We start from the raw sequence: 23,502 nt of genomic DNA on the forward strand, positions 1-23,502 counted from the left end.
GCTCCACCCTCGGGACGGTCGCAGCCCCCGGAGCAGGGCAGCAAGGGCGTCGGACCCGGCCGTTGACGAAGGCACGGCTGCCCGATCGGGCAGCGTCACCGATGGTGGAGAAGTTTTCGGGTTTTCCTGCGCGGTCGGGGCGGCGCGGCTAACGTTCTTCTTGCCGAGCCGCTGGTGACCCGAGACTCCAGCGGCTCGGCTCTTTGTTTTTCAGGGGCCGTCAGCGGCAGCGGGCCCAGAGGCCGCGCTCGGCGCGGCGGGCGGCGGACTGCTCGGCGCGGTAGGTGCGGACCTTGGTGAACGGGTTGCTGCGGTAGACGAAGACGCGGGCGTGGCCGCGGTGCAGCTGGACACGGCCGACGTCGGCACGGGACGACGCCTTCTGGACGTAGCGGAGCCACCGGCCGTAGCGGTCGCGGAGCGACTGGCTGCGGTCGCTGGTCACGACCACCCGGGTGCCGACGGGGAGGAGGTCCTTCAGCGCCCTCGACGCCGGGGCGCCGCCGCACTCGCGGCTGCCGTGGATCTCGGGGGTGTCGATGCCGATCAGGCGGACGCGGACGCGGCGGTCGGTGGAGCGCAGTCGGACGTCGACGGTGTCGCCGTCGACGACGTGGACGACGACGGCTCGGTTGACGTGGAGCGGACGGCGTCCGGGACCGTCGGACGTCCCGCCGCCGGAGCCGGAGTCGTCGGTCGAGGTGGAGCACGGGCACGGGTTGGACTCACAGGCGACGCCGTCGCCGTCGGAGTCGAGGTTGTCGGGGTCCTGGTCCGGGCCGCCGAGGCGGACGTAGTAGCGCTGGGCCTCGGCCTGGGTGCCGAAGTCGGCGCAGTCGAGGTCGGGACGCGGGGCCGGGGCGGTGCTGCTCGCGGTGGCCGGCGCGACGCCGAGGAGCAGCGCGGCCAGGACCGCGAGGACGAGGAGGCGGGGGGTCATGCTGCGGACCGTAGGGCGCGTGGCGCTCCCCCGCTGGGGAACGGCGGAGGTCTGACCGATCGGCTGAGGATGGTCTCGAGACGGGCGTGGCCGCCCTCCTCGACCAGCGCGGGTTGCCGCGATCGCCGCCTCCCCTGACCGACGCTGGTCGAGGAGGATGGTCTCGAGACGGGCGTGGCCGCCCTCCTCGACCAGCGTGGGTTGCGGTACCGCCGCCTGCCCTGACCGACGCTGGTCGAGGAGGTTGCGCTAGCAACCGTCTCGAGACCACCGGGGTGCGGCGTGACCGCCCTCCTCGACCAGCGTGGGTGGCGGACGGGTGGTCCTAGGGTGGGCCCATGAGCGCCGCCCGCACCGCCGCCCGCCTCCTGCTCGGCTCCGCGATGGTCGGGGCGGGGGTGCTGCACCTGACCACGCAGCGCGAGGAGTTCCAGGCGCAGGTGCCGAGCTGGTTCCCGATCGACGAGGACGTCACCGTGCTGGCCTCGGGGGGCGTCGAGATCGGGCTCGGGGCGGCGTTCGTGGCGCTCCCCCGCCACCAGCGCCTGGTCGGCGCCCTGCTGGCGGCGTTCTTCGTGGTGATCTTCCCCGGCAACGTCGCGCAGTACGTCGAGGGCACCGACGCGTTCGGCCTCGACACCGACCGCAAGCGGTTCGTCCGGCTGTTCTTCCAGCCGGTGCTGGTGCTCGTCGCCCTGTTCGGCGGCGGGGTGCTGCGGCGCCGCGAGGACTGACGTCACCAGATCGCCTGCAAGATCGCCGGCGCGGACGATAATGCAGGTCGGACCGACGGAAGGACCTTGCCGATGACCGCCGTCGAGCGCGACGCCTCCCCTGCGTCCGGCCACCCCGACCACACCGGGTGGTCCGACTCCGCGGCGCGCTCGGCGCTGCAGCTGATGGTCGAGTCGGTCGCCGAGATGGCCGGGTTCGAGGTCGCGGCGCTGTCGGTCGTGCTGGAGGACGAGCTCGTCACGATGGCCTACACCGGCCCCGACGAGTTCCGCCACGACGTCTTCGAGCACGCCGACCCGATCACCATCCTCGAGCCGATCGTCGACCGCGGCGAGAGCTGGGGCCGCTTCAAGTTCCTCGCTGCGGAGAAGTACGAGCCCGGTGACCTCGACGGTCACTGGTTCGTGGTCGCCGAGGAGCAGAGCGATGATCCCGACGCCTGGCACCCGATGGACGTGCTGATGGCGCTGCTGACCGACGACGACGGCCGGCTGGTGGGGGCGCTCTCGCTCGACAAGCCGCTGTCGGGACGCCGTCCCGACCCGTCGCTGCACACGATCCTGGAGAAGTACGCCGCCCACTCCGAGCGCGCGGTTCTCACCGCCTTCGAGCGCGAGGCCATGGCCCAGCAGATCGCCCACGCGGAGGCGGCGCGGCGGATGGTCCGGGCGGCGTCCCGTCCGGCGCACTCGTCGCTGGCCTCGGTGCTGCGCTCGACCCACCGACCGCTGGTCGACGGGTTCGGCGCGGCGGGGTCGTGGATCGAGGTGCTCGACCCGCTGGGCTCCGGCCCCGGTCACGCCCGCACCCGGGACGGCGACCCGGCCAGCGTCGAGCCGCGGATGCGCGACCTGGCGCGCGCGCTGGCCCCCCGGCTCTGGGACGAGCAGCGGGTGCTGGTGGTCGAGACCGACACCGACCGCGAGCCCGACGCGACCACGGCGCTGCTCGACGCCGCCCGCCAGCAGCTGCGCGAGCTGCGGCTGGGCTCGGCGATGGCGGTGCCGCTGGGCACCGGCTCCGACTGCCTCGGCTTCCTGGTGCTCACCCGCGGCGTCGACGACCCGCACTGGTCGCCGCTGGAGACCGAGTCGGCGTTGGAGATCGGTCACGACCTCGGCGCCGCCCTGATGACGGCCCGCGCCCTGGAGAGCGAGCGCGACCTGGTGCGCGAGCTGCAGCAGCTCGACGACTACCGCAGCCAGCTGATCACCACCCTGTCCCACGAGCTGCGGACCCCGCTCACGGTCATCTCCGGCAACCTCGAGCTGCTCGGCGAGCTCGACCTCGAGGACGTCGCCGCCCACCTGCAGCGCGCGATGGCGCGCGGCGCGACCCGGATGCAGAAGGTCGTCGACGACCTGCTGCTGCTCGCCCAGGTCAGCGACCCCCGCCACCCGTTGGCCCGCGAGGCGGTCGACCTGCGGGCGCTGGCCCGCGACGCCGTCGCCCTCATCGACACCACCGCCCGCGCCAAGGGCATCACGCTGCGCCTCGACCTCGAGCCGTCTGGCCCGCCCATCGGTCAGGTCGCCGGCGACCCGGTCGAGCTCGATCGGATGCTCGGCAACCTGGTCAGCAACGCCGTCAAGTACACCCCCGCCGGCGGCACCGTCGTCGTCACCGCCCGGCGCGAGGCCGGCGACGTCGTCATCGAGGTCACCGACGACGGCCTCGGCATCTCCGAGGAGGACCAGGTCGGGCTGTTCCGCGCCTTCTTCCGCACCACCAACCCCGACGCCCTGCGCGAGCCCGGCACCGGCCTCGGCCTGGGCATCGTGGCGACCATCGTCGAGCGGCACGCCGGCACGGTGCGGGTGACCTCGCGTCTGGGCGAGGGCACGACGTTCACGGTGCGGCTACCGCTGCAGGCGCTCGCCGTCCGCTAGACCGACTCGGCGTCGACCTGCGGGGTCTCGACTCGGGCTCGCCGGCGCTCGCCCGGTTCGACCACCGTCGTCAGTCGTCCTCGTCGACGGCGAAGTCCTCGTTGTGGGTGCCGGGGCGAGGGGCCCAGGGCAGCTCCTTGGCGGGGCGTACGACGATCAGCCGGTCGCCGCGGGCGAGCAGGGCGACGACCGGGTCGAAGTAGCGGTAGACCTTCTCGTCGCGCACGACCGCGATCACCTGGTCGGGCAGCGACTGGGGCTGCTTGCCGACCTCGGAGACCAGCAGCTCGCGCTCGGCGACCTCGAGGCCGTCGCCGGAGGACAGCAGGTCCTCCATCACGGTGCCGAGCGGCGGCGAGATCGACGAGAGGCCGAGGAGCCGGCCGACGGCGTCGGAGGAGGTGATCACCGAGTCGGCGCCGGACTGGCGCATCAGGGGCGCGTTCTCCTGCTCACGCACGGCCGCCACGATCCAGGCGTCGGGGTTGAGCTGGCGCACGGTGAGGGTGGCGAGCACGTTGGAGTCGTCGCGGTCGGTGGTGATGATGACCTGGTCGGCCTCGTCGACACCGGCCCGGCGGAGCACCTCGCGCCGCGTGGCGTCGCCCGTCACGACGGCCAGGCCGTCGGCGTGCGCCTCCGCGAGGGCGGTGCTGCTGGGGTCGACGATGATGATGCCCTCGCGGCTGAACCCGTTGGTGATCAGCGTCTCGACGGCGCTGCGCCCCTTGGTGCCGTAGCCGACGACGACGATGTGCTTGCCCACGTTCTTCCTCCAACGAGCGATGCGGATGACCTCGCGGCCCTGCGAGGCGAGCACCTCGAGGGTCGTGCCGATGAGCAGCACCAGGAACGCGATGCGGGCGGGGGTGATGACGAACGCGTTGACCAGGCGCGCGGTGTCGGTGACCGGCGCGATGTCGCCGTACCCGGTCGTGCTGAGCGTGACGGTCGTGTAGTACAGCGCGTCGATCAGGCTGATGTAGTTGTCCGGGTCGTTGCCGTCGCGGTAGCCGTCGCCGTCGAAGTAGACCAGCAGGGTGGTGCCGACCAGGATCCCGATCGCGGCCAACAGGCGCTGGCCGAGCACCCACAGCGGAGAGCGGGCGCGCTCGGGCAGGTTGACCTTGCCCCGGCCGTGGTGGGCCGCCGTCCCGGTCAGGTGCTCATCCACGGTGCGAACCTAGGGCACGCAGCCGCGTCATCAGCTCCAGCCTCGCCCGGACGGTGTTCTTCTGCGGGAACACCTCGTCGAACGCCGCGTTCACCGCCGCCCCGATCAGCACCGCGAGGGCCAGCAGGTAGAGCCACAGCAGGACGGCGATCGGCGCCGCCAGCGGCCCGTAGATCGACTTGGAGTCGGCCGCGGTGACGGTGAGGAACCAGCGCAACACGTAGGAGCCGAGGATCCAGGCGATCAGCGAGAACGTCGCCCCCGGCAGGTTGAAGCTCCAGTTGGTCCGCACCGGCACCGACACGTGGTAGAGCGTGGCGAGGAAGCAGATGCACACGGCGATGACGATCGGCCAGTAGAAGGACATCAGCACGTCGAGCCGCTCGGGCAGCGCGTCGCGCACCAGGCGCGGACCGGCGACCACGAGCGGCAGCGAGATCGCCCCGGTCACCATGGCCAGCAGGTAGAGCACGAACGCCAGGGCCCGGGTCTTGACGATCCCGCGGTGCCCGCCGAGGCCGTGCATGATCGTGATGGTGTCGACAAAGACGTTGAGCGCGCGCGAGCCCGACCAGAGCGCCAGCACGAAGCCGAGCGAGATGACGTCGAGGCGCCCCCCGTCGAGCACCTCCTCCATGGTCGGCGAGATGACCTGCTCGACGGCGCGGTCGGTGAGGAACTTCGAGCACAGGTCGACGACGGCGCGGCGTACCTCCTCGACCTGCGCCTCGCTGAACCGGTCGGAGACGTAGCCGACCGCCCCCGCCAGCGCGAAGATCAGCGGCGGCACCGAGACGACCGCGAAGAAGGCGCCCTCGGCGGCGAGCCCGGTGACGCGGTAGCGCATGCACGAGCCGACGGTGGTGACCACGAGGCGCCAGATCGTGTGCCCGAGCCGGCGACCCCTCTCGGCGAGACCGACGGGTGACCCACCCGGCGGGTCCGTCGCCTCCGAGGTCATGCCCCCCACGCTACGGCGGTACGGCGGGTGGTTCGGGGAACCGGGGGCCGTCCGCCGAGGTGAGATCGGGGGCGGCTCGTCGGGCTCCCGTCGCCGTTCGGGGTGAGGTGACTGTCGTCACACGCGGCCTCCAGGTGTGCAACCATCGGCAACCACCTGGAGGTAGAGCTGTGGACGCACGAACACTGTTCGCCCTCAGCGTGGTGGCGTACGCCGCGATCCCCCTGGTGCTCGCCCTCGCGCCGCCGCGCTACCGCTTCATGCTCTTCTACGTCTACATCGCCAGCGTGCTCACGCTGGGCGGCCTGCTGGGCGCGGTCTACGTGCTGCCGCTGGGCGGTGACGTGGCGCTGCTGGCCGGGCAGGTCTCCTACGGCGCGTTCATGTACTCCACCCTGATCGCGGTCGTCGTCGGGCGTGACATCCAGGTCGTGCGCGGCATCGTGGTGCTCTCGGTGACGGTCAACGTGATGGTGTGGGCGGTGTTCAACATCAGCCAGTCCGCGCTGGAGAGCAGCGACGTCGTCAACGTCGCCGGCACCTCCCCCGAGGTCTTCGACCGGTCCGTCGACACCGTGGTGACCGGCGGGCTGCTGATCATCCTCGAGCTGCTGCTGCTCGTCGCCGTGCTCGACCGGGCGAAGGCCCGCGTGGGCACCCGGTCGATGGTCCCGGTCTACCTGGTGACCTACGTCGGCATCCTCGCCCTCGACGGCGTGCTGTTCCCGCTGGTCGCGCTGCGGCCCGAGACCGGACTCGGCGACCTGATCCACGACCAGGTGCTCTCCAAGCTGGTGCTGGCCGCGGCCTTCGCCGTGCCGCTGCTCGTCTTCGTGCTCTGCTACCGCCCCGCCGTGCGCGGGTTCGAGGGCGCCAACCTGCACCTGCGCCACCTGCTGCACGTCACCCGCGACGAGCTGCTCGACCGCATCGACCACCAGCAGGCCGAGCTCGCCGAGCAGCGCGAGCGGCTCGTGCGCAGCGACCAGGACGCCGTCCACGCGACCGCGACCGTCAGCACGATCCTCGACGCCGCCACCGACACCCTGCTCGTCGGCCTCGACCCCGACCTCGACATCACCGCCTTCAACGCCGGCGCCGAGCGGCTCCTGGGCCGCAGCCGCGAGTCGGTGCTGGGTCGCTCCCCCACGCTGTTCCTCTCCCGGGCCGAGATCTCGCGGCACGCGGCCGAGCTGGGCGTGGCCGACGACTTCGGTGCCGTGGTGCGGGCCCAGGCCGCCACCGACGACCGCTACGACTGGGAGCACGTCGTCGGCGACGACGAGCGGCTGGTGGTCTCGCTGAGCGTGACCGAGGTCCGGGTCGACGGCCGGCTCGTGGGCTACGTCGTCGCCGGCGTCGACATCACCGAGCGGCTCGAGACCGAGATGGCGCTCCAGTCGGCGCTGGAGATCGAGAAGGGGTCGCTCGCGCGGCTGCGCGAGGCCGACGGGCTGAAGCGAGCGGTGGTCTCGACCGTCAGCCACGAGCTGCGGACGCCGATCGCCAGCATCCTGGGCTACACCGAGCTGATGGTCGAGGGCGACTTCGGCGACCTCACCACCGAGCAGTGCGCCGCCGTCGGCAAGGTCCGCGGCAGCGCCGCCCGGCTCAGCCGCATCGTCGACGACCTGCTCACCCTCGACCGGGCCGAGCACGTGCCGCTCGGGCTCGACCGCCGCCGCCTCGACCTGCGCGAGGTCGTCACGTCCTACCTCGACGAGATCGCGCCGCTGCTCGACAAGCACGGCCACACGCTGGCCCTCGAGCTCGCCGACGCGCCGGTCTGGGTCCTCGGTGACCTCTCCGGCCTGCACCGGGTCCTGGCCAACCTGGTGGGCAACGCGGTGAAGTTCACCCCCGACCCCGGAGAGCTGACCGTGCGGGTCGAGGCCACGACGGACGGGGCCGGGCAGGCGCGGCTGGTCGTCGCCGACACCGGCATCGGCATCGCCGAGGCCGACCGCGACCAGCTCTTCGACCGGTTCTTCCGGGCCCAGGAGGCCGCGACGAGGGCGATCCCGGGCTCCGGGCTCGGGCTGCCGATCGCCAAGGCCGTCGTCGAGGAGCACGGCGGCCGGATCGAGGTCGCCTCCACCGCCGGCGCCGGGACGACGATGACGGTGCTGCTCCCGCTGGCTAGCTGAGCTCGAGCCCCGGGTAGAGCGGGTGCTTGTCGAGCATCTCGGCGGAGGCGTCCTTGACCTTGGCAGCGACGCCCTCGGCCAGCGTGTACGACGCCTTCGACGGCCCACCGGCCTTGGTCGTGCCGGCCTCGGTGTTCTGCAGGACCTGGACGACGAGCTCGGCGACCGTGTCGAACTCGTCGTGGCCGAAGCCGCGGGTGGTGAGCGCCGGCGTACCGAGGCGGATGCCGGAGGTGTACCAGGCGCCGTTGGCGTCGGCCGGCACCGAGTTGCGGTTGGTGACCACGCCGGCGTCGAGCAGCGCCGACTCGGCCTGACGGCCGGTGAGCCCGAAGCCCGAGACGTCGAGCAGCACGAGGTGGTTGTCGGTGCCTCCGGTGACGAGCCGGGCGTCGCGCTTGAGGAAGCCCTCGGCGAGCGACTTGGCGTTGTCGGCGACCTGCTGGGCGTAGGTCTGGAACGCCGGCTGGCGGGCCTCGGCGAGCGCCACGGCCTTGGCGGCCATCACGTGCGAGAGCGGGCCGCCGAGCACCATCGGGCAGCCGCGGTCGACCGAGGGGGCGTACTCCTCGGTGGCCAGCACCATGCCGCCGCGCGGGCCGCGCAGGCTCTTGTGGGTGGTCGTGGTGACGACGTGGGCGTGCGGCACCGGGTCCTCGTCGCCGGTGAACACCTTGCCGGCCACCAGGCCGGCGAAGTGGGCCATGTCGACCATCAGGGTCGCGCCGACCTCGTCGGCGATCTCGCGCATCTTGGCGAAGTCGACCCGGCGCGGGTAGGCGGAGTAGCCGGCCACCAGGATCAGCGGCTTGAACTCGCGCGCCTTGGCGGCGAGGGCGTCGTAGTCGAGCAGGCCGGTCTCCGGGTCGGTGCCGTACTGCTGCTGGTGGAACATCTTGCCGCTGATGTTGGGGCGGAAGCCGTGGGTGAGGTGGCCGCCGGCGTCGAGGCTCATGCCGAGCAGGCGCTGGTTGCCGAGCTCGTGGCGCAGCGACTCCCAGTCGGCGTCTGTGAGGTCGTTGATGTTCTTCTTCTCCGCCTTCTCCAGCCAGGGACCCTCGACCCGGTGGGCCAGGATCGACCAGAAGGCGACCAGGTTGGCGTCGATGCCGGAGTGGGGCTGGGCGTAGGCGTACTCGGCGCCGAACAGCTCCCGGGCGTGCTCGGCGGCGAGCGCCTCGACGGTGTCGACGTTCTGGCAGCCGGCGTAGAAGCGGTGGCCGATGGTGCCCTCGGCGTACTTGTCGCTGAACCAGGTGCCCATGGTCAGCAGCACCGCGGGCGAGGCGTAGTTCTCGCTGGCGATGAGCTTGAGCGATCCGCGCTGGTCGGCGAGCTCCTGCCGGGTCGCCTCGGCGATCCGGGGCTCGACCGAGGCGATGACCTCGAGGGCCTGGGAGTACGCGGAGCTGGTCAGGGCGTTCAGGTCGGCCATGGGTCGCAGACTAGTAGCGCGTGCGCGACGTACCGATTCGTCACGGCGGCCGCGCGGACGCCGGTCGGTGTGACGTACCTCGCACCCCGCCGTCCTCCGAGGCGGGAGGCCGGCCCGCCACGTCCGGATGCTGGACACGCATCTCACATCACGAGATTGGTGTTTGTGGACAGCGCGTCCACGCCGTGAGACTCCACTCCATGGTCACAGCTGAGACGCACGCCTTCCTCGTGGTACGTCGCCACGTGGACTTCGGGCGCACGCGCAGCAGCATGTGTCGCTACCGCTGACCAGACCCTCCCCCGCGCCCCGGCCGACCGGCCCGAGCGGCGCAGCCAGCGAACAGCGAAGGACCACCTGCTCATGCCCGACCTGCGCTTCCAGTCCCAGAAGGCGAAGCACACCGAGATCCCGCGGCCCAAGCGTGCCGAGGGCCAGTGGGCGCTCGGCTTCACCGAGCCGCTGAACAAGAACGAGCAGTCCAAGAAGGACGACGACCCGCTCAACGTCCGGGCCCGGATCATCAACATCTACTCCAAGCGCGGCTTCGACTCCATCGACCCCGCCGACCTGCGCGGCCGCTTCCGGTGGATGGGCCTCTACACCCAGCGCGCACCCGGCTTCGACGGCGGCAAGACCGCGACGCTGGCCGAGGAGGAGCTCGACGACCGCTACTTCATGCTCCGGGTCCGCTCCGACGGCCGGCTGCTCTCCCACTCCGCGGTGCGCGCGCTGGGCGAGATCGGCGTCGACTTCGCCCGCGACACCGCCGACGTCACCGACCGCGAGAACATCCAGTACCACTGGATCCGGGTCGAGGACGTCCCCGAGATCTGGGACCGGCTCGACGCCGCCGGGCTGAGCAGCCTCGAGGCGTGCGGCGACTCGCCGCGCCCGTTCCTCGGCTCCCCCGTGGCCGGTGTCTCCGTCGACGAGATCATCGACGGCACCCCCGCGCTCGAGGAGATCTACGACCGCTTCATCGGCGACCCGGCCTTCTCCAACTTCCCGCGCAAGTTCAAGACCGCCGTGACCGGCCACCCCGGCCACGACGTGGTGCCCGAGGTCAACGACGTCGCCTTCGTCGGCACCGTCCACCCCGAGCACGGCCCCGGCTTCGACCTCTGGGTCGGTGGCGGGCTGTCGACCAACCCGATGCTCGCGGCCCGGATGGGTGTGTGGATCCCGCTCGACGAGGTCGCCGACGCGTGGGCGGCCGTCGCCTCGATCTTCCGCGACTACGGCTACCGCCGGCTGCGCTCGCGGGCGCGGCTGAAGTACCTCGTCGCCGACTGGGGCGTGGAGAAGTTCCGCGAGGTGATGGAGAAGGAGTACCTCGGCCGCGAGCTCGTCTCGTGCGAGTCGCCGCCCTCCCCCGTCGGCCACCGCGACCACATCGGCGTCCACGAGCAGAAGGACGGCCTGAAGTACGTCGGCGTCGCGCCGGTCGCCGGCCGCGTCTCCGGCACGCTGCTGGTGCAGCTCGCCGACCTGATCGAGGAGTACGGCGTCGCCGGCGCCCGGCTCACGCCCTACCAGAAGATCGTGCTGATCGGGGTCCGGCCCGAGGTCGTCGAGGAGCTCATCGGCCGGCTCGACACGATCGGTCTCTCGGCCCGGCCGTCCAACTGGCGGCGCAACACGATGGCCTGCACCGGCATCGAGTTCTGCAAGCTTGCGATCGTCGACACCAAGGAGCGCTCGCGCCGGCTCGTCGCCGAGCTCGAGCAGCGCTTCCCCGACCTCGACACCCCGATCACCGTCAACGTCAACGGCTGCCCCAACGCCTGCGCCCGCACCCAGGTCGCCGACATCGGCCTCAAGGGCCAGCTCGTGATGCACGAGGGGCAGCAGGTCGAGGGCTTCCAGGTGCACCTGGGCGGGGCGACCGGCCTCGGCGCCAACTTCGGTCGCAAGCTGCGGGCCCACAAGGTCACCAGCGCCGGTCTCGACGACTACGTCACCGCGATCGTCACCAACTACCTCATCGACCGCACCGACGCCTCGGAGAGCTTCGCCGCGTGGGTCGCCCGCGCCGAGGAGGAACTACTCCGGGGCGAGAAGGTGTTGTCCTCGCTATGAGCGAACGCGCCGTCCCGTTCCACTGCCCCTACTGCGGCGACACCAACCTGTGGCCGCACGAGGCGACGCACGGCGCGTGGGAGTGCCGCGACTGCCAGCGCGTGTTCTTGGTCAAGATGCTCGGCACCCTGCGCCCCGAGGGCGTGGTCCGATGACCACGCTGACCACGCAGACCGCGCGCGACATGCGCGGCATCGCCACCGAGGGACGCTCCTCCGAGGAGCTGCGCGACCTGGTCTCCCACTGGGGCGCCGAGCTCGAGCTCGCCCCCGCCGAGACGATCATCGAGTGGGCCGCCGCGACGTTCGGCGACCGGTTCGCGATCACCTCCTCGATGGGCGACGCCGTCCTGGCCCACGTCGCCGCCCAGGTGGTGCCCGGCATCGACGTCGTCTTCCTCGACACCGGCTACCACTTCGCCGAGACCATCGGCACCCGCGACGCCGTCCAGCACACGATGGACGTCACCCTGCTCTCGATCACGCCGAAGCAGACCGTGGCCGAGCAGGACGCGACCCACGGCAAGGACCTCTACAAGACCGACCCCGACCGGTGCTGCGCGCTGCGCAAGGTCGCCCCCCTGGCCGACGCGCTCGCGTCGTACGACGCCTGGGCGACGGGGCTGCGCCGCGCCGAGACCCACAACCGCGTCATCGCGCCGGTCATCGGCTGGGACGCCAAGAAGGGCAAGGTCAAGGTCTCGCCGCTCGCCCGCTGGAGCGACGAGCAGGTCGAGCGCTACATCGCCGACAACGGCGTCCTGGTCAACCCGCTCGTCTACGACGGGTACCCCTCGATCGGGTGCGCTCCCTGCACCCGACGCGTCGCTCCCGGCGAGGACCCGCGCAGCGGGCGCTGGGCCGGCACCAACAAGACCGAGTGCGGGATCCACGCGTGACCCCGGCTCGTGAGCATGGAAGGAGGCGGCTCTGATGGCTGCTCCCGCACTGGTGGCGCTGGCTCCGGCCAGCCGTGACCCCCGGACCACCAAGACGATCAGCGCCCTCGTCGACGAGGTCAAGGCCCAGCGCCCGGACCTCCGCGTCGAGCGTGCCCACCTCGACGCCAGCGCCCACGGCGGCGTCGGCGGACGCTGGACGCGACCCGAGCTGCAGTCGGTCGTCGACCGGCTGGTCAAGGCCGGGTACGACGAGATCGTCGTGGTCCCGCTCGTGCTCTCCGAGGCGTTCGGCGGACTGGCCGGCCTCCCCGAGGCGGTCGCGGCCGCCACCAGCCGCCACCCCGGCCTCCAGGTGCGCCTCGGCGCGCCGCTCGGCCTCGAGGCCTGCTTCCTCGAGGTGCTCGACGAGCGGCTGCGCGAGGCCCTGCGCGACGCCCGGTGCCGCGAGCTCGACGCCCTGGTGCTCGCCGCCGCCGGCTCCACCGACCCGCTGGCCAACCAGTCCGTGGCCCGTCTCGCCCGGCTGTGGGGCAACCACCACAAGCTGCCGGTGACCGCGGCGTACGCCGCCAGCGCCCCGCCCGCCACCGGCGAGGCCGTGCGCGCCTTCCGCGGCGAGGGCCGGCGCCACATCGCCGTCGCCTCGCTGTTCCTCACCCCCGGCGACCTCACCGACCGTGCCGCCGAGCTCGCCCTCGAGGCCGGCGCCGTCGCCGTCTCCGCCCCCCTCGGCGCCCACCCCGAGGTCGCCCGCGTCATCCTCGCCCGCTACGCCGTCGGCGCCGTCGAGCTCGTCCCCGTCTGACCCGCGCGCTGACCCGTCGCCACGATGCGACGGGTCAGCGTCGTTTTCGCGGTGACCCGTCGCCACGATGCGACGGGTCAGCGTCGTTTTCGCGGTGACCCGTCGCCACGATGCGACGGGTCAGCGTCGTTTTCGCGGTGACCCGTCGCCACGGTGCGACGGGTCAGCGTCGTTTTCGCGGTGACCCGTCGCCACGATGCGACGGGTCGCGTCGTTTTCGCGGTGACCCGTCGCCACGATGCGACGGGTCAGCCGAGGAGGTGGTGGAGGAGGTGCTCGAGCTGGCGTGGGGGGTCGGTGGTGAGGCCGCCGTGGACGGGTCCGGGTTGGAGGACGGTGCTGCGGGGGGCCTTGAGGAAGCCGAAGCGCTGGCTGATCGGGGCGCTGCCGGCGCTGCCGGCGCGGTCGTCGCCGGCGCAGACGGCGTCGACGAAGGCGAGGGCCTCGCGGACCTGGTCGGGGTCGACGAGGGCGTCCAGGGCACCGAGGCGGGAGGGGTCGACGCGCCAGGCCGCCTCGAGGTAGTCGGTGGCGTGGCAGTAGAGGACGACGCCGACGTTGACGAACTCCTCGCGGTCGACGCGCGGGACGCAGCGCAGCGCGACGTACTGGTAGGCGCGGCGGGTCACGCCGCGCCCTCGGGCAGCCACTGCCGGGTGCCGAGCCGGGCGGTGAGGAAGGCGACGTACGCCGTGCGCAGCGCCTCGGGCGAGTCGGCTCCCGGCACCGGGTCGAGCCAGGCGTCGGGCACGAGCGCGACCACCTCGGCGAGCAGGTCGGGCGTGACGACCTGCGTCAGCCGGGCGTCGACCGCGCCCAGGTTGCCGGCGCGGTGGCGCAGCACGTGGTCGCTGGGGTCCCAGGGCTGGGCGGCGAAGCGGGCCGGGTCGCCGACGCCGCCCGGCCAGGCGTGGTGGAAGTACAGCGCCGCGCCGTGGTCGATGACCCAGAGCCCGTCACCCCACAGCAGCAGGTTGGGGTTGCGCCAGGAGCGGTCGACGTTGGCGCAGAACGCGTCGAGCCAGACCACCGCGCCGGCGACCTCCGCCGTGGTGCCGGTGTCGCCGTCGAACCCGAACGAGCCCGGGAGGAAGTCGATGCCCAGGTTGAGCCCGACGCTGGCCGTGAGCAGGTCCTGGACCTCCTCGTCGGCCTCGTAGCGCGCGATCTCGGCGTCGAGGTCGAGGACCACCTGGCGGGGCGTGTCGAGCCCGATCCGCCGCGCGAGCTCACCGACGATCACCTCGGCCACCAGCACCCGGGGACCCTGCCCGGCACCGCGGAACTTGCAGACGTAGGTGCCCAGGTCCTCGCCCTCCACGACGCCCGGCATGCTGCCGCCCTCGCGCAGCGGCGTGACGTAGCGGGTGACGGCGACGGTCTCCAGCGGCTGGTTCACGCGATCGGGTCTTCGTCGAGCAGGCGCTTCCTCTCCGCCGCGATGTCGAAGTCGGCGGCGGGCCACTGCGGGTCGAGGGCGCGCAGGGCGTCGAGGAGCAGCGTGCCGATGGCGAGGTTGCGGTACCACTTCTTGTCCGCCGGTACGACGTGCCAGGGCGCGGCGTCGGTGTGGGTGCGCTCCAGGGCGACCTGGTAGGCCTCCCGGTACGCCGGCCACTGCGACCGCTCGTCGATGTCGCCGGGGTTGAACTTCCAGAACTTCGTCGGGTCGTCGAGCCGGGCCAGGAGCCGGTCGCGCTGCTCGTCGGCCGAGATGTGCAGCATGCACTTGAGGACCGTCGTACCGCCGTCGACCAGGCGCTGCTCGAGCTCGTTGATCGCGGTGTAGCGGCGCTCGATCTCCTCGGGCGGGGCGAGGTCGCGGACCCGGGCGATCAGCACGTCCTCGTAGTGGGAGCGGTCGAAGACGCCGAGGTAGCCGGGCGTCGGCAGGGCACGCTCGATGCGCCACAGGAAGTCGTGGGAGCGCTCCTCCTCGGTGGGGGCCTTGAACGAGGTGATCCGCAGCCCCTGGGGGTCGACGAGACCCACCGTGTGGCGCAGCGTGCCGCCCTTGCCCGAGGTGTCCATGCCCTGCAGGACCAACAACACCGAGCGTCGCCCGCCGGCGATGCCCTCCGCGAAGAGCCGCTCCTGGAGGTCGGCCAGCTCGTCGCCCATCGCGGCGAGGTCGTCCTTGCCGGAGGTCTTGTCGCCGTCGTAGCCGGGAGCGGCGTCGGTCTCGATCGCCTGGAGGTCGACGGGACCCGGGGTCAGGCGGAGGGCGTCGGAGATGCTGCTCATGACCGACACCCTAGGGCGCGCCTCCCCATCAACGCTGCGTCAGCGCGCGGCGAACAGCCGGCGCCCGACGGCGACGATGCCGACGACCGCGAAGACGAGGAACAGCGCGAGGTCCTTGCCGTACTCCTGGAGAATCTCCGGGTCGAGCACCGCCTCGCGGATGAAGGTGGCCCGGGAGACCTCGGTGACGCCGAAGTCGTCGTAGACGGTCCAGGCGTCGCTGGCGACCATCGCCAGGAAGGCCACGAGCACCCCGACCACGACGAGGACCAGGAGCGGCACCAGGCCCTTGCGCGGTGAACGTCCGGCCGCGGCCTCGTAGAGGTAGGCCGCCCCGAACGCGATCACCAGGCTGGTGATCGAGGCGACGTAGCCGAGCCGGAAGATCACCACGGTCAGGACGATGCCGCCCACGACCGCGGCCGCCGCCGCCAGCAGGCCACGACCCACCCGCTCGGTCGGCTGCTGGTAGCCGTACGTCGGCTGGCCCGACTGGCCGGACTGGCCGGGCTGGGGCGAGGAGGAGGAGAAGGACACGGGAGCACTCCGATCGGGCGGTGGCCGCGGTGGTCCGCCGGGGTGAGTATGGGCGGCCCGGGGCGTCGAGGGGCCCCGGCGCGCCGGGACGCCGTACGGCGCAGCGTGGGTGCCCTTTCTCGCCGGGTCTCGAGACGGCCGTGGCCGGCCTCCTCGACCGGCGTCAGTCACCGTCCTGCCCATGCCCGCCGGGTCTCGAGACGGCCGTGGCCGGCCTCCTCGACCGACGTGGGGGTCAGTCGGGGTCGGGGGCGGTGCGGTCGGCAGCGGCGAGCTCGTCGCGGACGACGGCGTAGGCGAGGCCGGAGCCGTAGCCCTTGCGGGCGAGCATGCCGACCAGGCGTCGGGTGGCGGTGGTGTCGTCGACGCGGGTCAGGGAACGGAGCTTCTTGCGGACCAGGGCACGGGCCGCCTCCTCCTCCTGCGCGGGGTCGACCTCGTCGAGGGCGTCGCGGGCGACCTCGTCGTCGACGCCCTTGCGGCGCAGCTCCTGGGCCAGGGCCCGGCGGGCCAGGCCCTTGCCGGACTGGCGCCCGGCGATCCAGGCCCGGGCGAAGGCCTCGTCGTCGATCAGCCCGACCTCCTCGAACCGGTCGAGGAGACGGGTCGCGACGTCGTCGGGGACGTGGCGCGCGGCGAGCTTGTCGGCGAGCTCGTGGCGCGAGCGGGAGCGGCCGGTGAGCTGGTCGAGCAGGATCGTGCGGGCGACCGACTCGGGGTCGGCCGGGGGGCCGAGGGCTACCGGGTCGTGCGGTCGGGGACCGCCGCGGGTGCGTCGCTTGCGGGGTCTCGACTCGTCCTCGCCCAGGGGCTCGGACGGCTCGACCACCGTGGGGGCGGAGCGGGTCCACGCGGCGACGCCGTCGTGGACGTCGCCGCGCCAACCCGGCTCAGAAGTCGTCGACACCGATCGGCTTGTCGGAGAGCTCCTCGGCGGGCTCCTGGACGCTGGGTCCGACGCCGAGCTTCTCGAGGATCTTCTTCTCCAGCTCGTTGGCCAGGTCGGGGTTGTCCTTGAGGAAGGTGCGGGAGTTCTCCTTGCCCTGGCCGAGCTGGTCGCCGTCGTAGGTGTACCAGGCGCCGGCCTTGCGGACGATGCCGGCCTCGACGCCGACGTCGATCAGGCCACCCTCGCGGCTGATGCCCTTGCCGTACATGATGTCGAACTCGGCCTGCTTGAACGGCGGGGCGACCTTGTTCTTCACGACCTTGACCCGGGTGCGGTTGCCGACCATGTCGGTGCCGTCCTTGAGGGTCTCGATGCGTCGCACGTCGAGGCGGACCGAGGAGTAGAACTTCAGCGCCCGGCCACCGGTGGTGGTCTCGGGCGAGCCGAACATGACGCCGATCTTCTCGCGTAGCTGGTTGATGAAGATCGCGGTGGTGCCGGAGTTGTTGAGGGCACCGGTCATCTTGCGCAGCGCCTGGCTCATCAGCCGCGCCTGGAGGCCGACGTGGCTGTCGCCCATCTCGCCCTCGATCTCGGCCCGCGGCACGAGCGCGGCGACCGAGTCGATGACGATGAGGTCGAGCGCGCCGGAGCGGATGAGCATGTCGGCGATCTCGAGCGCCTGCTCACCGGAGTCGGGCTGGGAGACCAGCAGCGCGTCGGTGTCGACGCCGAGGGCGGCGGCGTAGTCGGGGTCGAGGGCGTGCTCGGCGTCGATGAACGCCACGATGCCGCCGCGGGCCTGGGCGTTGGCCACCGCGTGCAGGGCGACCGTCGTCTTGCCGGAGGACTCCGGCCCGTAGATCTCGACGACCCGGCCGCGCGGCAGGCCGCCCAGGCCCAGGGCCACGTCGAGGGCGATCGATCCGGTCGGGATGATCTCGAGGGGGGCGCGGGTCTCGTCGCCCAGGCGCATCACCGAGCCCTTGCCGAACTGCTTCTCGATGTTGAGCAGCGCAGAGTCGAGGGCCTTGTCGCGGTCTCCACCAGCCATGGTCTTTGTCCTTACGTCGTGTGTGTCGGGTGTGGGTCGTCGTCCCTGGTCTGTCTCGCCGAGACGCTAGGGGCGACCACCGACAGTCCGCTCCGGAGAGCCGGCTGCCTGTGGATGACCGCCTGCGGGAGGTGCTTCCCACGACACCCACGAACCTAGGACGAACAGGTGTTCGAACCAACTCGACACGCCGTCGGCCGCCCCGGTCGCTCAGACCGGGAGGGGCAGCCGCACCAGGAACCGGCACCCGACGGCGCCGTGGTTGGCCACGCTGACCTCGCCGTCGTGGGCCTCCACGATCCCCTTGACGATGGCCAGGCCGAGCCCCGCGCGGGCGTCGGCGGCGTCGACGTCGGGGGTGCGCGCCACCGACCCGGTCCAGGCGATGTCGAAGACGCGGTCGAGGTCGGCATCGGCGATCCCGCCGCACGCGTCGGTGATGCTCAGCTCGACCGCACCGGAGCGGGACGCCGCCACGACCTCCACGACGCCGCTGGGCGGGGTGTGGCGCACGGCGTTGGCGACCAGGTTGGCCAGCACCCGGGTCAGCCCGGCGGGGTCGACGCGGACCACCAGCCCCGGCTCCACGCGGCCGTCGAGCGCCACGCCCTTGCCGCGCGCCACGGGCTCGGCGGCCGCGATCGCCTCGCTGACCAGGTCGTTGAGCGGCAGCTGCTCGGGCGCCATCGGCAGGACGCCGGCATGGATGCGGGAGAGCTCGAAGAGGTCGTCGACCATCCGCGACATGCGGTCGACCTCGGCCCGGATCCGGCGGTGGTAGCGCGCGGGGTCGGGCGCGACGCCGTCCTCGAGCGCCTCGGTCATCGCGCGCAGCCCCGCCAGCGGGGTGCGGAGGTCGTGGGAGACCCACGAGACCAGCTCGCGGCGCGAGCCCTCCACCCGCTCCGCCCGGGCGCGCGACTCGGCCAGCCGGGTCTGCATGTCGTCGAGCTCGGCGGCCAGCGCCCGGAACTCCGACGGCCCGCTCGGCTGCGAGGCCACCGAGGCCACCGAGGCCTCCGACGGCCCCCCGGCCCCCACCCGGCGTACGTCGTCGCGCAGCGCGGCCGAGAACCGCGACAGCGCCGCGGCCAGCGCCATCGCCACCACCAGCGCGATCACCGCCGCGCCGACGGTGACGAGCGTGACCACCCCGAGGTCGTGGTCGGAGATGAGCATCCGGCGCGAGACGGCGAGCACGCCCGCGAGCACCGACCCGACCGCGACCACCGCGACCAGGCCGAGCTGCCAGCGCAGCGACCGGCGTCGCAGCAGGTAGCCGACGGCCAGCCCGACCAGGCCGACCGCCGTGGCGGCCGCACCGGCCAGCAGCAGGATCTCGGTCTGGTCGTTCACGGGCCCGGCGTCCCGCTCGCCTCGTCCGGCACCGGCTCCCACCGGTAGCCGACGCCCCACACCGTCACCAGCCGCACCGGCCGGGCCGGGTCGTCCTCGACCTTCTCGCGCAGCCGCCGCACGTGCACGGTCACCGTCGACTGGTCGCCGATGGTCCAGCCCCACACCTGCTCGAGCAGCTCGTCGCGCGACCAGGCGACGCCCGGGTGGGCCAGGAAGTGCCGCAGCAGGTCGAACTCGCGCCCGGTCAGCGGCAGCGGCCGCCCGCCGCGCGTGGCCTCGCGGCGTACGCCGTCGACCACCAGGTCGCCGTCGGCGACGACGTCGGGCAGGCCGGACCCGTGGCGACCGGCACGCCGCAGCAGGGCGTCGACGCGCAGCACCAGCTCACGCGGGCTGAACGGCTTGGTGACGTAGTCGTCGGCGCCCAGCTCGAGACCGTCGACCCGCTGCTCCTCCCCCGCCAGCGCGCTCAGCATGATCACCGGCACGTCACCGGCCGAGCGCAACCGACGGCACACCTCGCGGCCGTCCATCGCCGGCATCATCAGGTCGAGCACCACCAGGTCGGCCGGCCGGTGCCGCATCAGGTCGAGCCCGGCCACGCCGTCGCCGGCCTCGTCGACCTCGTGGCCGGCCGCGCGCAGGTAGGACGCGGCGACCTCGCGCACCGTCGGGTCGTCGTCGACCACCAGCACCCGTGCCATCCGCCTCAGCCCTCCTCCGGGGTCCTCGCCCCCGCCGCCCGGTGCCGCGCCGTGGCGACCACGGTGGCGACGACCACGGCCACCACGACCGTCGCGGCGAGCAGGAGCCAGCCCTGACCGTAGTCGCGGTCGAGCACCGTGGGGTTGTCCGGCTTGCGTCCGTAGGCCAGGAGCACCGGTACGGCGAGCAGCGTCACCGACCCCAGCACCACCGCGCCGACGGTCACCGGCGCCCGAGCCGCCGCGGGCAGCACCCGTACGACGACCACCCCGCCGACCAGCACCACCAGGGCGAGCACGACGTCGTGGAGCACGACACCGACGACCAGCCAGGTCGCGACCGTGACCAGCTGGTCGGGGGTCTGCCGGTCCCAGATCAGCCACGCGCCGTAGAGGCCGACCAGGACACCGACGGCGCCGAGCCCCGCCCGCACCGCGGTCGTCCCGGTCACGCCTGCACCTCGATCGAGCCGAGCCACTTGGTCTGCAGCACCCCGGGGCGGTTGGGTGCGATCAGCCGGCAGGGGTAGCCGTGGTCGAGGTCGAGCGCCTCGCCACCGAGCCCCAGCGCGAGCAGCGTGCGGGCGTCGGAGGTGAAGCTCTTCTGCAGCGTGTTGGTCGTGTAGTAGGCGCCGTCCTCCTCGAACGAGGCCACCGTGACGTCGCTCTCGGGCGGTGCGCCGACCAGGGCCAGCACGTCGACCAGCCGCACGCCCGACCAGTCGCCGCTGGCGCTCCAGCCCTCGACGCAGGCGATCGGCAGGGTCTCGGTGTGCTGGGTCATCGCGAGCAGGTCGGCGCGGCTGAGCTCGACCGAGCGGTCGGGCCCGGTGACGGTCAGGCGCCAGGAGTCGCTGGTGGCCGCCTCGGTCACGCCGGCGGCTTCGGCCGACTTGTTGACCGGGACGCCCTGGGGCCCGTCGCCGGACCGCACGCCGAGGACGGACACGTCGCGCAGCCAGGGCACGCTCTGCCCCGCCGTGGCCAGCGCCGCGACGCCGGCGGCGAGCCACGTCGCGCGGAGCAGGCCGCGGCGGCTGAGCACCGTGTGCTCCACGGCCTCGGGACGGTCGTGGGTGGTGTCGTCGACGTCGCCGCGCAGCACGTCGCGGATCACGGGCAGCTTGACCGCGATGTGCACCACGAGCGCACCGATCGTGACCCAGGCCATCGCGTAGTGGGAGGTGCGGAAGCCGAAGGTCCACGGGTACCACTGGGCGGTGTTGGCCAACCCGGTCGCGAGCTGGAAGACCGCACCGGCGACCAGCACCGCGATGGAGACGCGCTCGAGCCCGGTCAGCAGCAGCGCCCGCGGACGGAACGACGGCAGCCGGTCGAACAGGCGTGGGTAGACCGTCCAGAGCTTGACCAGCAGCAGCGGCACGCCGACGGTGCCGCTGACCACGTGCAGGCCCTGGGTGACCCGGTAGCCCCACGACGGGCTCGCCGGGAACGGGACCGGCTGCGACGGGCTCTGGGCGTAGTGGCTCAGGATCCCGGTGAGGAAGCACACGCCGAACGAGATGCCGAGCCACAGCCCCACCCGGGCAGCGACCGCTGGACTGCGCAGCGCCGAGGTGAAGTGCTCCGGTCGCGGGACCGGGACCGCCCTCATGTCGCTCCCTCGAGGACGGCGGCCCACCGGCCGCCGTAGCGGACGGCGTCGACCACCCGCAGGCCGGCGCTGGCAGCCACGGCAGCGACGTCGTCGACGCCGAGGACCGACCAGCGGAAGGGACGGCTCCGCACCCCGTCGCACTCGAGCGCCGCCCACGCGGTCTTGGCCGGTACGCCGCGCCCCGCCACCTCGACCACGATGCGGCCGAGCGGGTGGAGCAGCTCGCGCACGCGACGCAGGAGCGCGACCGGGTCGCCGCCGATGCCGACGTTGCCGTCGGCGAGCAGGGCGGTCTGCCACCGTCCCTCCCCGGGGAGCCGGTCGAACACGTCGCGCTGCAGCGCCGAGCCCCCACGCACCACGGTCTGGTCGACGGCCTCGGCGACGACGTCGATGCCGAGCACGAGGACCCCACGCTCCGTCAGCTCGGCCGTCATCCGCCCCGGCCCGCAGCCGATGTCGAGCGTGGGTCCCGTGCAGAGGTCGAGCAGCGCGTGGTCGTGGACGTCGGCGATGCGGGACCAGGTGTCCATCGGGAGGCGCTCGGGCACGTCGTCGAGACCGGTCACCCGGCACGGGTGGCCGCGCAGGGCGTGGGAGAAGACGTCGGAGAAGGACAGCTCCTCGATCTGGTCGGTCATCGCGGCACCGCCGCGCGCAGGTCGCCCCACGTGCGGGCGAAGCGGGTGACGGGCGCGCGGTCGGCGACCAGGTCGGCGTCGGCGGCGGTGTCGACGTCGGTCAGGACCGGGGCGTCGCCGACGTCGAGACCCGCGGCGCGCAGCGCGGTGAGCGTGGCGACGTACGTCGTGGGCGACGACATCGGTACGCCGAGCAGCGCGCGCGCCACGGAGGGGTCGCGCAGGGCCAGCACCCACCACCCGCCGTCGTCGGCGGCGCCGAGGACGGCGTCGTGGTCGGCCAGCCCGGCCGCCACCCGGTCGAGGAGCGCGGACGTCAGCTGCGGGGTGTCCATGCCGACCTGGACCACCGGGCCCGGTCCGGCGTCGGCGTGCGCGGCGGCCAGCCGCTCGTCGAACCCGTCACCGCGCTGCGGCACCACCACGCACCCGGCGAGCGCGGCGCGCAGGTCGGCCGGACGCTCGGCGGAGTCGAGGTCGCCGGTGAGGGCCACGACGCGGCGGGGTGCGGACGCGCAGGCGGCGAGGGTGTCGAGGAGCGCTGCCGCGGCGACGTCGGCCGCGGCCCGCTCCCCCACGCTCGCGGCGAGACGGGTCTTGGCGATCCCGGCGACCGGGGCCTTGGCGACGACCAGCGCGGTCCAGGTCATCGTGAGAGCACCCGCGCGAAGTCGCGGGCGGTGCGCGCCGTGCCGCGGACCGACCCGGAGACCTTGGAGCGGGTGCCCTCGGCACGTGGGTGGTAGGCGACGTCGTGCTCGCTGAACCGCCACCCCGCGGCGGTGGCCTTCTGCAGCAGCTCGACGGGGTAGCCGAAACGGCGGTCGCGCACGTCGAGGGCGAGCAGGTCCGCGCGGCGGCACACCCGCAGCGGGGCGATGTCGTGGGCGTCGAGGTCGATGCGGCGCCGGAGCCAGGCCACGACCAGCGCGTTGCCGGCGCGGGCGTGCCAGGGCCACACACCGCGGGCGCTGGGGCGGCGTCGTCCGACCGCGAGGTCGGCGCGTCCGTCCCGCACCTCGGCGAGCAGCGCCGGCACCTCGGTCGGGTCGAACGACCCGTCCCCATCCATGAACGCCACGTAGGAGTTCGTCGCTGCGAGCAGCCCGGATTGCACGGCGGCGCCGTAGCCGGGCGTCGGCTCGACCACCACCTGCGCGCCGAGGCTGCGAGCGACGTCGGCGGTGCCGTCGGTGGAGCCGTTGTCGACGACGATCACGTGGAGCGCGTCCGGCACCCGCGGCAGCAGGTCTCGCAGGGCCGCGGCCTCGTCGCGACACGGGAGGATGAGGTCGCAGTCAGGCATGGTCCTTCGACGTTAGGTGCACGGGGAGGCCCCGCCCACACCCGAAGGCTTACGACCTGATGACGTCGCACCGGTGCGCCT

General features: G+C 72.9%; 24 protein-coding genes. 7 read left to right on the forward strand and 17 right to left on the reverse strand.

Annotated features, from left to right (window positions below; genetic code table 11):
- Positions 1-220: 220 nt before the first annotated feature.
- Positions 221-940: a thermonuclease family protein gene (locus tag AC4MBH_RS19800; RefSeq protein ID WP_491797116.1), complete on the reverse strand. Its 720-nt coding sequence runs from the start codon at positions 938-940 to the stop codon at positions 221-223.
- 338 nt (positions 941-1,278) lie between these two features.
- On the opposite strand from AC4MBH_RS19800, the gene AC4MBH_RS19805 reads away from it, so the two are divergent.
- Positions 1,279-1,674 (forward strand): DoxX family protein, encoded by a 396-nt coding sequence (locus tag AC4MBH_RS19805; RefSeq protein ID WP_491797117.1) that lies wholly within the window; start codon positions 1,279-1,281, stop codon positions 1,672-1,674.
- A gap of 72 nt (positions 1,675-1,746) precedes the next feature.
- Positions 1,747-3,564, forward strand: coding sequence for a sensor histidine kinase (locus AC4MBH_RS19810; protein WP_491797118.1), 1,818 nt, complete (start codon positions 1,747-1,749; stop codon positions 3,562-3,564).
- 70 nt (positions 3,565-3,634) lie between these two features.
- On the opposite strand, the gene AC4MBH_RS19815 is transcribed toward AC4MBH_RS19810, so the two are convergent.
- Positions 3,635-4,738: a potassium channel family protein gene (locus tag AC4MBH_RS19815; protein ID WP_491797119.1), complete on the reverse strand. Its 1,104-nt coding sequence runs from the start codon at positions 4,736-4,738 to the stop codon at positions 3,635-3,637.
- Positions 4,731-5,699 (reverse strand): YihY/virulence factor BrkB family protein, encoded by a 969-nt coding sequence (locus AC4MBH_RS19820; RefSeq protein ID WP_491797120.1) that lies wholly within the window; start codon positions 5,697-5,699, stop codon positions 4,731-4,733. Before AC4MBH_RS19820 ends, AC4MBH_RS19815 begins: the two co-directional genes overlap by 8 nt.
- Before the next feature lie 170 nt (positions 5,700-5,869).
- Between AC4MBH_RS19820 and AC4MBH_RS19825 the strand changes: the two genes are divergently transcribed.
- Positions 5,870-7,846 (forward strand): sensor histidine kinase, encoded by a 1,977-nt coding sequence (locus tag AC4MBH_RS19825; protein ID WP_491797121.1) that lies wholly within the window; start codon positions 5,870-5,872, stop codon positions 7,844-7,846.
- Here AC4MBH_RS19825 and AC4MBH_RS19830 read toward each other — a convergent pair.
- Positions 7,839-9,281, reverse strand: a complete 1,443-nt coding sequence (locus AC4MBH_RS19830; RefSeq protein ID WP_491797122.1) for a glycine hydroxymethyltransferase — start codon at positions 9,279-9,281, stop codon at positions 7,839-7,841. The two genes, AC4MBH_RS19825 and AC4MBH_RS19830, sit on opposite strands and share 8 nt — an antisense overlap.
- A 363-nt stretch (positions 9,282-9,644) precedes the next feature.
- Here AC4MBH_RS19830 and AC4MBH_RS19835 point away from each other — a divergent pair, with 363 nt between their 5' ends.
- Genes AC4MBH_RS19835 through AC4MBH_RS19850 form a run of 4 tightly spaced genes read left to right on the forward strand, consistent with a single transcriptional unit; the run spans position 9,645 to position 13,069 of the window.
- Positions 9,645-11,363, forward strand: a complete 1,719-nt coding sequence (locus AC4MBH_RS19835; protein WP_491797123.1) for a nitrite/sulfite reductase — start codon at positions 9,645-9,647, stop codon at positions 11,361-11,363.
- Positions 11,360-11,518 (forward strand): hypothetical protein, encoded by a 159-nt coding sequence (locus AC4MBH_RS19840; protein ID WP_491797124.1) that lies wholly within the window; start codon positions 11,360-11,362, stop codon positions 11,516-11,518. Before AC4MBH_RS19835 ends, AC4MBH_RS19840 begins: the two co-directional genes overlap by 4 nt.
- Positions 11,515-12,261, forward strand: coding sequence for a phosphoadenylyl-sulfate reductase (locus AC4MBH_RS19845; protein ID WP_491797125.1), 747 nt, complete (start codon positions 11,515-11,517; stop codon positions 12,259-12,261). Before AC4MBH_RS19840 ends, AC4MBH_RS19845 begins: the two co-directional genes overlap by 4 nt.
- A gap of 34 nt (positions 12,262-12,295) precedes the next feature.
- On the forward strand, positions 12,296-13,069 hold the full coding sequence (locus tag AC4MBH_RS19850; protein WP_491797126.1) for a sirohydrochlorin chelatase: 774 nt from the start codon (positions 12,296-12,298) through the stop codon (positions 13,067-13,069).
- A 248-nt stretch (positions 13,070-13,317) separates the two neighbouring features.
- Here AC4MBH_RS19850 and AC4MBH_RS19855 read toward each other — a convergent pair whose 3' ends face one another.
- The 13 genes from AC4MBH_RS19855 to AC4MBH_RS19915 all read right to left on the reverse strand — a co-directional run bounded on the left by AC4MBH_RS19855 (position 13,318) and on the right by AC4MBH_RS19915 (position 23,421).
- Positions 13,318-13,698 (reverse strand): DUF3037 domain-containing protein, encoded by a 381-nt coding sequence (locus AC4MBH_RS19855; protein WP_491797127.1) that lies wholly within the window; start codon positions 13,696-13,698, stop codon positions 13,318-13,320.
- Positions 13,695-14,468 carry a HipA family kinase gene (locus AC4MBH_RS19860; protein ID WP_491797128.1) on the reverse strand — a complete coding sequence of 258 codons (774 nt, stop codon included), beginning with the start codon at positions 14,466-14,468 and terminating at the stop codon, positions 13,695-13,697. The genes AC4MBH_RS19855 and AC4MBH_RS19860 overlap by 4 nt, the downstream gene beginning before the upstream one ends.
- The gene (locus AC4MBH_RS19865) at positions 14,465-15,313 is read right to left on the reverse strand and encodes a PPK2 family polyphosphate kinase (protein WP_491797129.1); all 849 of its coding nucleotides are present in this window, start codon (positions 15,311-15,313) and stop codon (positions 14,465-14,467) included. Before AC4MBH_RS19865 ends, AC4MBH_RS19860 begins: the two co-directional genes overlap by 4 nt.
- A gap of 39 nt (positions 15,314-15,352) precedes the next feature.
- The gene (locus AC4MBH_RS19870; protein WP_491797130.1) at positions 15,353-15,850 is read right to left on the reverse strand and encodes a hypothetical protein; all 498 of its coding nucleotides are present in this window, start codon (positions 15,848-15,850) and stop codon (positions 15,353-15,355) included.
- A gap of 235 nt (positions 15,851-16,085) precedes the next feature.
- Complete coding sequence (locus tag AC4MBH_RS19875; RefSeq protein WP_491797131.1) at positions 16,086-16,757, reverse strand: regulatory protein RecX; 672 nt, start codon at positions 16,755-16,757, stop codon at positions 16,086-16,088.
- Complete coding sequence (recA, locus tag AC4MBH_RS19880) at positions 16,741-17,793, reverse strand: recombinase RecA (RefSeq protein WP_491797132.1); 1,053 nt, start codon at positions 17,791-17,793, stop codon at positions 16,741-16,743. Before recA ends, AC4MBH_RS19875 begins: the two co-directional genes overlap by 17 nt.
- Before the next feature lie 210 nt (positions 17,794-18,003).
- The gene (locus AC4MBH_RS19885) at positions 18,004-19,149 is read right to left on the reverse strand and encodes a sensor histidine kinase (protein WP_491797133.1); all 1,146 of its coding nucleotides are present in this window, start codon (positions 19,147-19,149) and stop codon (positions 18,004-18,006) included.
- Positions 19,146-19,856 carry a response regulator transcription factor gene (locus AC4MBH_RS19890; protein ID WP_491797134.1) on the reverse strand — a complete coding sequence of 237 codons (711 nt, stop codon included), beginning with the start codon at positions 19,854-19,856 and terminating at the stop codon, positions 19,146-19,148. Before AC4MBH_RS19890 ends, AC4MBH_RS19885 begins: the two co-directional genes overlap by 4 nt.
- Before the next feature lie 5 nt (positions 19,857-19,861).
- Complete coding sequence (locus tag AC4MBH_RS19895) at positions 19,862-20,308, reverse strand: hypothetical protein (protein ID WP_491797135.1); 447 nt, start codon at positions 20,306-20,308, stop codon at positions 19,862-19,864.
- On the reverse strand, positions 20,305-21,471 hold the full coding sequence (locus AC4MBH_RS19900) for a molybdopterin-dependent oxidoreductase (protein WP_491797136.1): 1,167 nt from the start codon (positions 21,469-21,471) through the stop codon (positions 20,305-20,307). The genes AC4MBH_RS19895 and AC4MBH_RS19900 overlap by 4 nt, the downstream gene beginning before the upstream one ends.
- Positions 21,468-22,115 carry a methyltransferase domain-containing protein gene (locus AC4MBH_RS19905; protein WP_491797137.1) on the reverse strand — a complete coding sequence of 216 codons (648 nt, stop codon included), beginning with the start codon at positions 22,113-22,115 and terminating at the stop codon, positions 21,468-21,470. The genes AC4MBH_RS19900 and AC4MBH_RS19905 overlap by 4 nt, the downstream gene beginning before the upstream one ends.
- Positions 22,112-22,765, reverse strand: a complete 654-nt coding sequence (locus AC4MBH_RS19910) for a TIGR04282 family arsenosugar biosynthesis glycosyltransferase (RefSeq protein WP_491797138.1) — start codon at positions 22,763-22,765, stop codon at positions 22,112-22,114. Before AC4MBH_RS19910 ends, AC4MBH_RS19905 begins: the two co-directional genes overlap by 4 nt.
- Complete coding sequence (locus AC4MBH_RS19915) at positions 22,762-23,421, reverse strand: glycosyltransferase family 2 protein (RefSeq protein ID WP_491797139.1); 660 nt, start codon at positions 23,419-23,421, stop codon at positions 22,762-22,764. Before AC4MBH_RS19915 ends, AC4MBH_RS19910 begins: the two co-directional genes overlap by 4 nt.
- Positions 23,422-23,502 lie beyond the last annotated feature (81 nt).

This window comes from Nocardioides sp. WJ219 (assembly GCF_058559815.1).